7 protein-coding genes and 1 pseudogene are annotated in these 11559 nt (G+C 72.0%); 5 read left to right on the forward strand and 3 right to left on the reverse strand.

Annotated elements, in window-relative coordinates; all coding sequences use genetic code 11:
* Positions 1 to 1102: hypothetical protein (locus AAHZ94_RS18120; protein WP_349994002.1), on the reverse strand; the 1102-nt coding region annotated here is incomplete at its 3' end.
* 251 nt (positions 1103 to 1353) lie between these two features.
* Complete coding sequence (locus AAHZ94_RS18125; RefSeq protein WP_349994003.1) at positions 1354 to 2730, reverse strand: hypothetical protein; 1377 nt, start codon at positions 2728 to 2730, stop codon at positions 1354 to 1356.
* 576 nt (positions 2731 to 3306) lie between these two features.
* Here AAHZ94_RS18125 and AAHZ94_RS18130 point away from each other — a divergent pair.
* The 5 genes and pseudogenes from AAHZ94_RS18130 to AAHZ94_RS18150 all read left to right on the forward strand — a co-directional run bounded on the left by AAHZ94_RS18130 (position 3307) and on the right by AAHZ94_RS18150 (position 10323).
* Positions 3307 to 4368, forward strand: coding sequence for an ABC transporter permease (locus AAHZ94_RS18130; protein ID WP_349994004.1), 1062 nt, complete (start codon positions 3307 to 3309; stop codon positions 4366 to 4368).
* Between the two features lie 239 nt (positions 4369 to 4607).
* Positions 4608 to 6398: an ABC transporter substrate-binding protein gene (locus AAHZ94_RS18135; RefSeq protein WP_349994005.1), complete on the forward strand. Its 1791-nt coding sequence runs from the start codon at positions 4608 to 4610 to the stop codon at positions 6396 to 6398.
* Between the two features lie 280 nt (positions 6399 to 6678).
* Positions 6679 to 7656, forward strand: coding sequence for an ABC transporter permease (locus AAHZ94_RS18140; RefSeq protein ID WP_349994006.1), 978 nt, complete (start codon positions 6679 to 6681; stop codon positions 7654 to 7656).
* Between the two features lie 13 nt (positions 7657 to 7669).
* Positions 7670 to 8698: pseudogene (locus AAHZ94_RS18145) on the forward strand (ABC transporter ATP-binding protein); the annotation flags it as partial.
* Between the two features lie 509 nt (positions 8699 to 9207).
* Positions 9208 to 10323 carry an ABC transporter ATP-binding protein gene (locus AAHZ94_RS18150; RefSeq protein ID WP_349994008.1) on the forward strand — a complete coding sequence of 372 codons (1116 nt, stop codon included), beginning with the start codon at positions 9208 to 9210 and terminating at the stop codon, positions 10321 to 10323.
* A 316-nt stretch (positions 10324 to 10639) separates the two neighbouring features.
* Here the strand turns inward: AAHZ94_RS18150 and AAHZ94_RS18155 are convergent, their stop codons facing one another.
* A complete protein-coding gene (locus tag AAHZ94_RS18155) occupies positions 10640 to 11191 on the reverse strand; it encodes a hypothetical protein (protein WP_349994007.1) in 552 nt (183 codons plus the stop codon).
* Positions 11192 to 11559 lie beyond the last annotated feature (368 nt).

An 11559-nucleotide genomic window follows, 5' to 3' on the forward strand; every position in this document is an offset into this window, starting at 1 on the left:
GGTCGCCGAGGGCGGGCCCGGCGCGCGGGGCGCGCGGGCCGGGCGGCCCCCAGCCGGCGATGGCCCCGCCGCCCGGGGCAGCACCACCCGGCGCGCTCCCGAACGCCTCGGGCCCGCGCGGCACCAGCGCCAAGAACGCCAACAGCCCGGCGACGGCCTCCGCGGCCGTCAGGAACAAGTTCACCTTCCCGCTGGTCGGCAGGCGGCCCCACTCGGCGAAGTAGTCCACCTTCAGGTAGAAGACCACGTCGAACACCGCGATGCCGAACACCAGGAACGCCGCGATCAGGCCGAGCGGCCGTACGGACGGGGTACGGCGCAGCGCCGCGCAGCCCGCCACCACCGCCAGGAGCGCCACGAACCACACCTCCCAGGCCGGGGGCAGGTCGAGCAGCGACAGGTTGAACCGGTGCCCGGTGAGCATCTTCTCGTAGTACTCCCACTTCACCTTGTGGAGCACGTAGAACTGCCAGCCGATCATGCTGCCGCCGGCGCCCACCAACAGGAGCAGGGCGGCCATCACCCCGAGCGGCGTGGGCCCGGCCGCGACCGCCCCCGGCGCCCGGCCCGGGTGCGGAGCCGCACCGGCGGACTGGGGCGCGGACCCGTACGACTCGGCCCCGTACGCCCCAGCCCCGTACGGTCGGAGCCCAGCCGCCGCCGGGCCCCCCGTCCTGCCGGCGAAGACCGCGGCAACCAGCACCACGCTCGCCAACACCGCCGCCCAGCAGGTGAGTTGGGCCAGGGTGACGATGCCGTCCGGCAGGTAGTCCATGATCCCGGAGCGCAGGTACCACAGGCTGGGCAGCCGCAGGCCGATCGTGGCGACGGCCACGGCGACCAGCGCACTGCCCGCGACGGCCGAGCGCAGCGCGGCGACGCCGACCGCCACGTACAGCACGAGCAACAGCAGATCGTGGTAGGCGGAGCCGGCCAGGAAGGTGGGCCCCTCCACGCCGCTCCAGTGCCACCACAGGCTGCCGCCGTCCTCGATCTTCGACAGGTCCCGGATGATCCAGGCCAGCGAGATGGCCGCGAACACGGCGCAGTACGCCGCACCCGCGATCCGCACCTCGCGCCTGATGGTCTGTAACTGGCCCATGATGGGCGTCCCCCCGCTACCGGTGTTCGGAACGGCCCCCCGCCGCCCCGCTTCCCCGACCCGCAGCAGGCCGGCGCGCAGGTGCGCGGCGGCAGGCAGGCCGGAGGTGTGACGGCCGGCTCACCTTCCGTGATCACCGGCCGTCGGCAGCGTAACGAATTCGTGTGCCGGCCACCGGGTTTCGCCGAGACTCGTTCCGATTCCGACCTGCGCGCGCTCGCGTGCGATGCGCGCCGCCTGGTCCGCCCGGGTCACCACTGCCCGGGCGGCGGCGATGCGGGCGGCGGCGGGCCCGCGGGCGGCTGGGCGGGAGGCTGGCCGTAGCCGGACGGGCCCGCGGGGGGCTGGCCGTAGCCGGGCGCGCCGTACCCGCCGGCCGTGCCGTACGGGCCTGGGGCGCCGTAGCCGCCGGGGGCCGGGCGGCCGGAGTCGTAGCCGGGGGTGCCGGGGGGCGGGCCGGCTGGTGGGCCCCAGCCGCCGGGGGCTGCGGCGGTGGGCGCGGGGCCGCGCGGGGCCAGGGCCAGCAGCACCACCAGGCCGGCGAGCGCCTCCGCGAAGCACGAGTAGAAGCGCAGCTTGCCGGCGGTTTCCACCTCGTCCATGTGGTCGAGGATGTCGAGCTTGAGGAGGTAGGACACGTTGCTGACCGCCATGTAGAGCACCAGGAAGGCGGCGGTCATGGCGACCGGGCGGGCGCGCGGCGCGCGGTTGCGCACGGCGAGGCCGCCCACGGCCGCCAGCAGCACGATGAACCAGCCCACCCAGGAGGAGGGTTCGTCGAGCAGCGACCCCAGGTTGCGCTCACCGGTGATCCGGCGCTCGTAGTGGTCCCAGCCGTACTCCTGGGCCAGGTAGATCTCCCAGCCGGCGAGGACCGCGGAGACCAACACCAGGGCGAGGAAAGCTCGTTGGGCAGCGCCGACGCCAACACCGCCGCCACCACCACCGAACGCACCGGTTCCACCACCGAACCCGGGTCCGGCGGGCGCGGGCCCCGGCGGCCGGCCGGGCAGCGGTGGACGGCCGGGCAGCGGCGGCGCGCCGTACGACTGCGCAGAGGCGTGCGCCGGCGGGGAGTCGTACGGCTGCGCGGGGTCGTACGGGCGCGAGGGATCATGCGGGCGCGGAGGGGCGTGCGGGCGCGGAGGAGCCCCGTGCGGTCCGGACGGGGTGGGGCCGCCCGGCGTGCGCGTGACGGAGACCGCGATCAGCAGCGCGATGCTGGCCAGCACCGTCCCCCAGGCGCTGAGTTGGGCCTTGGTCAGCAGTCCGCCACCGACTTCATCCGACATCCAGTCCGCGTGCAGGTTCCACAGGCTGGGCAGGCGCAGCACGGCCGTGGTGACCGCCACGGTGACCAGGGCGCTGCCCGCGACCGCCGAGTTCAGTGCGGTGACGCCGACCACCACGTAGAGGATGATCAGCAGCAGGTCCAGGGTCGACGACCCCGGCACGCCCTCCATGGGGGTGTCGGGCACGCCGCCCCAGTGCCACCACAGGTCGGAGCTCTCGTCGACCTGGTCCAGGTCGCGGATGATCCAGGCCAGCGAGACGGCGGCGAGCACGGCGCAGTACAACGCGCCGAAGATCCGCACCTCGCGCCTGATGGGTGGTGCCTGGCCCGTCATGGCCGTCCCCCTCGGTGCCGGTGTGAAGAGCGGCCCCCGCCGCCCGGCACCCCCCGGTCTACCCAGGACCCGGCGCGCTCAAGTACGCCCGCGGTGAGCAAATCGGGAAATGTTTAGGCGGCCGGGCTGCATTCCCGATTCCCGCGCCGCCTCGCCCACGGGCCGTGCAGTGCAATAGGAGATCGACCTACGGAAAGCGCTCACGCAGCGTTCCCCGGCCCCGGCCGCACGCGCCGTCGGGGCAGGACTTAGGGTGGCCGGGGGCATACGACCAGCGGGGCGGCACGGGTCAATTTTCGCCGCCGCACCGGGGTTTGCGGGACTTTCATCGCCTTCTGTCACTCTTTCGCCGACCTCCTTTCCCACGTGTCAAGCACGCGGTCGCCTCAATTGGGCAAAACGTTCGGCCAAGAAGTCCGTACACGCGATGTATCCGTGCCACGCCCTCTTGACCGGGTCGGGAATTCATTGCGACAGTCCCGATCATCGGGCGATGTGCATCGGCTGATGCGCGACGACGTCCGCGGGTAGTCCACGAGCACGGCACTCCAGTGAGAAGTGCGGGGGCGCTACGCGATGACGATTTCCTCTCAGGCCGCGGCTGCGGGCGCTGATCCCGCCGGTGGCGGGCCATCGGGGCCGGCCCCGGGACCGCCGGACGGGGCCGCGGTGACCAAGGAACCGGCCGGCAAGGAGTTGGCGGGACGCTCGCCGCGGCAGCTCATGTGGCGGCGGTTCCGGCGGGACCGGGCGGGGATGGCCGCCGGCTGCGTGGTGGTGTTCTTCTGCGCGGTCGCCGTCCTGGCGCCGGTGATCTCCTGGCTGTACGGCAAGGACCCGTACACCACGTACGGACTCGGCCGGCCAGAACTCCTCGACCCGGTCACCGGCTATCCCATGAAACCCAATGGCGGCATCGACGGCGAATTCTGGTTCGGACTCGAACCCGGTCTCGGCCGAGATGTGTTGACGCAGCTCGTCTACGGCATTCGCACCTCATTGCTCATCGGTCTCGCCGCCACCATCCTGTCCACGCTCACCGGCATCATCATCGGGGTGACCGCCGGATATCTGGGCGGGCGCACCGACTACTTCCTGGGTCGGCTCATCGACCTGTTGCTCTCCTTTCCCCAGCAGTTGTTCTTCGTGGCGTTCATGCCGGTGCTCACCGTGCTTTTCATCAGCGATGAGGATGAAACACCGACCTGGTTCCGGGTGACCGCGCTGATTTCGGTGCTGTGGTTGCTCGGCTGGATGCAGTTGGCGCGGTTGTTGCGCGGGCAGGTGCTCTCGTTGCGCGAGCGGGAGTTCGTGGAGGCGGCCCGGGTGACGGGCGCCTCGCCGTGGCGGATCATCCGCAAGGAGCTGCTGCCCAACCTCGGCACGCCGATCACGGTGCAGGCCACGTTGATGCTGCCCATGTTCGTGACCACTGAGGCGGGCCTGTCCTTCCTCGGCGTCGGGGTGGTGCAGCCGACCCCGGACTGGGGCCGGATGTTCGCCAAGGGCGCCGAGGTCTACGAGGGCGACATCACGTACATGGTCTTTCCCGGCGTCGCGATGGTGGTCTTCGTGGTGGCGTTCAACCTGCTCGGGGACTCGGTGCGGGACGCCATGGACCCCAAGACCAGCAGATGAACCGACCGGCCGCCGCCGGAGCCCGATACCTCGGAGCCCGACCCCCGGCACCACCCCGGAGCCCGACACCCCAGGTCCCGGTATCCCAGGGTCCCGGTATCCCAGGTCCCAGTACCCCCGGTCCCCGTACCCCGAGTCCCGGCACCCCAGGTCCCCGTACCCCCGGTCCCGGTGGCGGCAGTACCAGCCAGCCAGTGCGCAGCAGTGTTCCGTCCGACGAGGCAGGTGCATCCACAGCCATGACGGTCAACCGCACATCCAGAGTCAGAACCTGCGCCATCGCCCTGGCCGCCGGCGCCCTCGCGCTCACCGCGTGCAGCGAGGGCGGCGGCGGGTCCGGCGGCGACCGCTCGGCGGAGCCGACGATGGCGGCCCAGGGCATCACCCTGGGCACCACGGCCGACTCCACCGGGCCGGCGCCCGAGGTGCCGGGCGCCAAGCGGGGCGGCACGGTCCAGGTCCTCCAGCGCGACGCGTACGAGTACCTGGACCCCGGGCAGATCTACGTCAGCGACGAGCTGATCATGCAGACGCTCTACAACCGCACGCTGACCAGCTACCGGGTGGATGCCAAGACGGGCAGGACCACCCTCGTCGGCGACCTGGCCACCGACATCGGCAAGGCGTCCGACGGCGGCCGGACCTGGACGTACACGCTCAAGGAGGGGCTGAAGTTCGAGGACGGCACCCCGATCACCTCCAAGGACGTGCGGCACGCCGTCGAGCGGCTGTACGCCAAGTTCCAGACCAACGGGCCCACCTACCTCCAGCAGTGGCTGTCCGGCGAGGGCCAGACGTACCGCAAGGCGCTGCCGGACGGCCCGTACGGCGGGGACCACCTGCCGGCTTCGGTGCTGGACACACCGGACGCGAAGACCATCGTGTTCCACTTCGACCAGCCGCGCGCCGAGGTGCCGTTCGCGGTGGCGATGCCCAACATCGGCGCGGTGCCGCCGGCCAAGGACGGCAAGGAGCGGTACAACAAGGCGCCCGTCTCCTCCGGCCCGTACAAGATCGTGGACTTCAAGCCCGGCAAGGGCATCAGCTTCGTCCGCAACGAGCACTGGGACCCGAAGACCGATGCCACAAGGCACCAGTACGTGGACCGCTTCGACGTCTCCTTCGGGCACCAGTGGACGGACTCCACGCGCCGGCTGCTCGCCGACAAGGGCGCCGACCGGACCACCATGACCTGGAACAACGCGGTCGATCCGGCGCAGATCAGCACCGTGCTGCGGGACCGGGGCGCGCTGGCGCGCTCGCTGACCCGCACCCAGCCGTACGTGGACGTGATGACCATCAACACCAGCCGGGTCAAGGACAAGAAGGTCCGCGAGGCGCTGGCCTGGGCGTTCCCCGCCGGCCAGTACCTCCAGCAGTACGGCGGGCCGAAGGCGGGCGAGATCGCCGGCTCGCTGGTGGGGCCCACCCTCAAGGGCTACCGACCGGGCTTCGACCCGTTCCAGAAGCGCAAGTTCCCCGGCGGCAACATCGACAAGGCCAGGCAGTTGCTGAAGGAGGCGGGCGCCGAGGGCTACTCGATCGTCTACGCGTACGGCAACGACAAGCCCGCGCAGGACGCGTCCGTGGTGGTCGAACGGGCCCTGGAGGCAGCCGGGTTCAAGGTCGAGAAGAAGGAGTTGGACCGCGGCACGTACTACACGCAGATCGGCAAGGTGGACAACCGCTACGACCTGTACCGCTCCTCGTGGAGCGCCGACTGGCCGTCCGGATCGACCGTCGTACCGCCCGTCTACGGCGGCAAGAACGTCTACGACGGCTCGTCCAACTACTCCCACCTGAACGCGCCGGCGATCAACAAGGAGATCGAGCGGATCGAGCAGATCCCGGACGTGGACCGGGCCGCCACCGAGTGGATCGGACTGGGCGAGCGGGTGCTCACCGACGAGGTCCCGCAGATCCCGGTCTTCTACAACCGGCTGTTCACGCTCTGGGGCTCGGGCATCGGCGGGGTGAAGTTCCACGAGCCGTACGGGGCCGTGGACCCGACCGCCGTGTTCGTGAAGTAGCGGCGGAGTTCGCGAAGTGGCCGCCGTACTGGCCACGTTGATGAAATCCGCGCAGTCCGCGCAGTCCGCGCAGTCCATGCAGTCCATGCAGTAGCCGTACGGCCGGGGCGGCGGCGCGGCCCGCGCCCCGGCCGCGTACCGGCGCACACCGCGCCCACACCACCGCGCCCACGCCTCAGGCGCACCCGCCCGCCGACCGCCCACCACAACCACCCACGCCTCGGCCCGTACCAGCCCCGTACCGGCCCCGCGCCCATCGAACCGGAAGAGCCGCGATGCCATGCTGAGATTCCTGCTCCGCCGCTCCCTCGGCGCGGTCGTGATCCTCGTCCTGATCAGCGCGATCACGTTCTTCCTCTTCTTCGCGCTGCCCGCCGAGCCCGCCCGGCTGGCCTGCGGCAAGAACTGCGACGCGGCCTCGATGGCCCTGGTCAACGAGAACCTCGGGCTGGACGAGCCCGTACCGGTCCAGTACGCGAAGTTCATGGCCGGCATCGTCGCCGGCCGCGATTTCCCGATCGGGCACTGCGACGCGCCCTGCTTCGGCTACTCCTTCGTCAACCAGGAACCGGTCTGGGACACCATCGTGGACCGCTTCCCCACCACGCTCTCGCTCGCGCTCGGCGCCGCCGCGGTCTTCCTCGTGGTCGGCGTCGGCATCGGCATGGTCGCGGCCTGGCGGCGCGGCACCTGGGTCGACAAGCTGCTCAGCTCCCTCTCGCTGCTCGGCCAGTCCCTCCAGGTCTACTTCGTGGGGGTGCTCTGCCTGGCCTGGTTCGTCAGCGGCCTGGCGATCATGGACCAGCCGGCGTACTACCCGATCACCGACGACCCCGTCCGCTGGTTCAACGGGATGCTGCTGCCCTGGCTGGTCCTGTCGATGCTCTTCCTGGGCAACTACAGCCGGATGACCCGCTCCCAACTGGTCGAACAGCTCCAGGAGGACCATGTGCGCACCGCCCGCGCCAAGGGGCTCGGGCGGCGCACGGTCTTCTTCCGATACGCCTGGCGCGGGGCGATCGCGCCCATCGTCACCCTCTTCGGCATGGACCTCGGCTCACTGCTCGGCGGCGCGATGATCACCGAGTACACCTTCACGCTGCACGGCATCGGGCGGCTCGCGGTGGACTCCGTACGCCTGACCGACCTGCCCATGCTGATGGGCGTGATGCTGATCAGCTCGGCGGCGATCGTGGTGTTCACCATCGTGGTGGACGCCGCCTACGCCCTCATCGATCCGCGCGTACGCCTCGCCTAGGAGGGCTCAGCAGATGACCACGGTCCCCCGCAGCGCACCGGCGCCGGCCGACGGCGCGGCCGACGCCTTCTTGTCCGTACGCGACCTACGGGTGCGCTTCGCCACCGAGGACGGCCCGGTCAGAGCCGTGGACGGGCTCTCCTTCACGCTGGCCCGGGGCCGCACGCTCGGCATCGTCGGCGAGTCGGGCTCGGGCAAGTCCGTCACCAACCTGGCCGTGCTCGGCCTGCACGACCCGCGCACCACCACCGTGCAGGGCCAGATCCTGCTGGAGGGACAGGAGTTGGTCGGCGCGGGCGAACGCACCCTGGAGCGGCTGCGCGGCAACAAGATGGCGATGATCTTCCAGGACCCGCTGACCGCGCTCTCCCCGTACTACACCGTCGGCCGGCAGATCGCCGAGCCGTACCGCAAGCACACCGGCGCCACCGCCCGGCAGGCCAGGCGGCGGGCCGTCGAGATGCTGGCCAAGGTGGGCATTCCGCATCCGGCGCGGCGGGTGGACGACTATCCGCACCAGTTCTCCGGCGGCATGCGGCAGCGCGCGATGATCGCCATGGCACTGGTCTGCAACCCCGATCTGCTCATCGCGGACGAGCCGACGACCGCGCTCGACGTCACGGTGCAGGCCCAGATCCTCGACCTGCTCGGCGACCTCCAACAGGAGTTCGGTTCGGCGATCATTCTCATCACGCACGACCTGGGGGTGGTCGCCCAGACCGCGGATGACCTGCTGGTGATGTACGCGGGCCAGGCGGTGGAGCACGGCACGGTACGGGAGGTGCTGCGCTCGCCCAGACACCCGTACACCTGGGGCCTGTTGGACTCGATGCCCAGCCTCAGCACCCCGCTGGACGTCCCGCTCCGCCCCATCCCCGGCACGCCCCCGAGCCTGCTCGCCCCGCCCTCCGGCTGCCCTTTCCACCCCCGCTGCGCCCATCCGCCCGCGGTCGGCGGCACCCGCTGCGCCACGGAACGCCCCGCCCTCCCGCCGACCCGCGGCGCCGCCTGCCATCTGGGGCCCGACCGGGCGGGTGCGCTCCGCGGTAGTGCGCTCCGCGCGGCGGGCGGTGGGGTCGGGGACGCCGCGTACGCCAGGGACGCCAGGGACGCCGGGGACGCCGGGGGCGCCGGGTACGTCGGGTACGAGGCGCCCGGCAGCGGCGGCGGGACCGGCAGGCACCGCAAGCCCAGCAAGGCTGACGGGGCGCACCGGGTCGACGCCACTGGCGGGGCGGAAAGGGATGAAGGCGCTGACGGGACGGAAGGTGCCGGCGGAACCGGTGCCGGGGCGGGGGCGGTGGACCGATGAAGCGGCAGGTCAGCAAGGACCCGGGCGACGGCAGGCACCGGCGCGGCCCGGCAGCGGACGATCCGCGCCCGGCGCCCCCGCACACGGCGCCGAGCGGGGGTACGGGTACGGGTACGCGTCCGGAGGCGAGCCCGGACACGCGTACGCGTCCGGGCCCGGGCCTGGATGCCGGGTCGGCCGGCTCCCCGGCCGGCGCCCCGCTCCTGGTGGCCGAGGGTCTGACGAAGCACTTCCCGATCATGGGCGGGTTCCCGTTCCAGCGGCAGGTGGGCGCCGTCCAGGCGGTCGACGGCATCGACCTGACCGTGCACGCGGGCGAGAGCTTCGGCCTGGTCGGCGAGTCGGGGTGCGGCAAGTCCACCACGGGGCGGCTGCTGACCCGGCTGCTCGAACCGACGGCCGGCCGGCTCAGCTACCGCGGCCAGGACATCACGCGGGCCACCCGGAAGGAGTTGGCGCCGATCCGGCCGGAGATCCAGATGATCTTCCAGGACCCGTACTCGTCACTCAACCCGCGGCAGACCGTGGGCTCGATCATCTCCGGCCCGATGGAGATCAACGGCATCCGACCGCCGGGCGGCCGGGAGGCCCGGGTGCGCGAGCTCCTGGAGACGGTGGGGCTCAGCCCCGAGCACTACAACCGCTTCCCGCACGAGTTCTCCGGCGGCCAGCGCCAACGCATCGGCGTGGCCCGCGCGTTGGCCCTGCAACCCCGGCTGATCGTGGCCGACGAACCGGTCTCGGCGCTCGATGTGTCCATCCAGGCCCAGGTGGTCAACCTGCTGCACCGGCTGCGCGCCGAGTTCGGCATCGCCTTCGTCTTCATAGCCCACGACCTGGCGGTGGTACGGCACTTCGCGCAGCGCGTCGCGGTGATGTACCTCGGCAAGATCGTCGAGGTCGGCGACCGCGAGGCGATCTACACCCGCCCCCGCCACCCGTACACGCACGCCCTGCTCTCCGCGGTGCCGGACGCGGCGGCCCTACTCGCGGAGGAAGAACCGCACCCCGGACCGCGTACGGACTCGGCCGCCCCGGCGGGCACAGCCAGCACGACGGGCACCGCCCCTCCGGCGGCCATCACCTCCGCGACGGGCACTGACCTCACGAAATCGGAAGGGCCGCCCCGCCCCCGCGGCCAGGACCGCATCCGCCTCACCGGCGACGTCCCCTCCCCCATCCGCCCACCGTCGGGCTGCCGCTTCCACACCCGCTGCTGGAAGGCCCAATCCCGCTGCACAACGGACACCCCACCCCTCACCCACCTCCCCGACAACCCCCCGGGCCACCTGACCGCCTGCCACTTCCCAGAACCCCCGGGGGCACCGCTCCGTGGGGGTGGGGCTGGGGGTTGAGGGGTGAGGCGTGCGGGCCGAGAGACATGAGGGGCCGGGCTCGGGGGTGCGGGGCGAGGGGCATGAGGGGGCCGGGCTCGGGCGTGCGGGGCGAGGGACATGAGGGGCCGGACTCGGGCGTGCGGGGTGGTTCCCCCCTTACTCCTCCCCCTCCCCGCGCTCCGGCGGGCGGGGGTCGAGCTTCTTCACGGGGCCGGGGGCCGGCGGCTGGGGGCGGGGCGCAGTGGGCCGGCCGAACACGGCTGTCCGAGCCGGCACCGGGCCTACCTGGCGCCCCTGAGCCGACACCGGGCCCACTCCCCTCCCCCTCCGGAACTCAGCCCTCGCCCGCGGCCCTTTCGGCCCGATCAGGTTCACGGAAGCAGCGCGAGTAGACGTCGACCGAAATCAGCGCCGCATGCCCGTCAAGCCCCTTCATCCACGTCATCTCAAGCTGGGCACGCGTCTTGAGGTGTACGGCCGAGACCTCCAGGTTCCGATTCCGGCTTGCGTCAGGCCCGCTCTTGACGATCTTCCAGCCGCGTTTCGGCAACTCGACGGCAAGGTTGTCCATGCCGCTCTGCAACACCTCGTTCCGCACCCCGTGCACCGACCAGGGGTGCCTGACGATCCGCGCCCGGTCCTCTTCCGAGGCACCGTCGTAGGGGCCGGCCATCGGCTTCGTGTCCGTCACCTTGGCCTTGATCCCCATGGCGTCAAGGACCCCACTGGACAACGCGCCGACCTCTTCCTCGACCTGCTCGCCCGTGCGCGGGGTCGGGTCGCACGCGTTCTCGTCGGTCTTCTTGTCCGCGTCCGAGCACCCCGCCACCAAGACCAGGGCGCCAAGTGCGACGGCGACGGCCCCCGCGCTCCGTGCCTTCGTCACCGGCGGGCCCCTCGTTCCCCATCGGCCCGCCAGGGCGCCCCGCACTCGAATTCGCCCACGCCACGTCCCGCCCCTCGCTTGCCCCTACTGCAACAGCGAAGATCCTACGGAGGGTTGCCAGTCGGACCACATGAGTAGTCGTACTCACTTGGCCCTCACCTCTCATCCTTCCACTCGTCCTCCCCTTACTCCTCCCCCTCCCCGCGCTCCGGCAGTCGGGGGTCGAGCTTCTTCACGGGGCCGGGGGCCGGCGGCTGGGGACGGGGCGCAGTGGGGTCGCCCCCCCCAGGGGCTCCACGGCCCCCCCCCCCCCCCCCCGCCCCCCCCCCCCCCCCCCCCCCCCCCCCCCCCGCCCCCCCCCCCCCCCC

The sequence above is a fragment of the Streptomyces sp. HSW2009 genome, assembly GCF_040240285.1.
Taxonomy (GTDB): domain Bacteria; phylum Actinomycetota; class Actinomycetes; order Streptomycetales; family Streptomycetaceae; genus Streptomyces.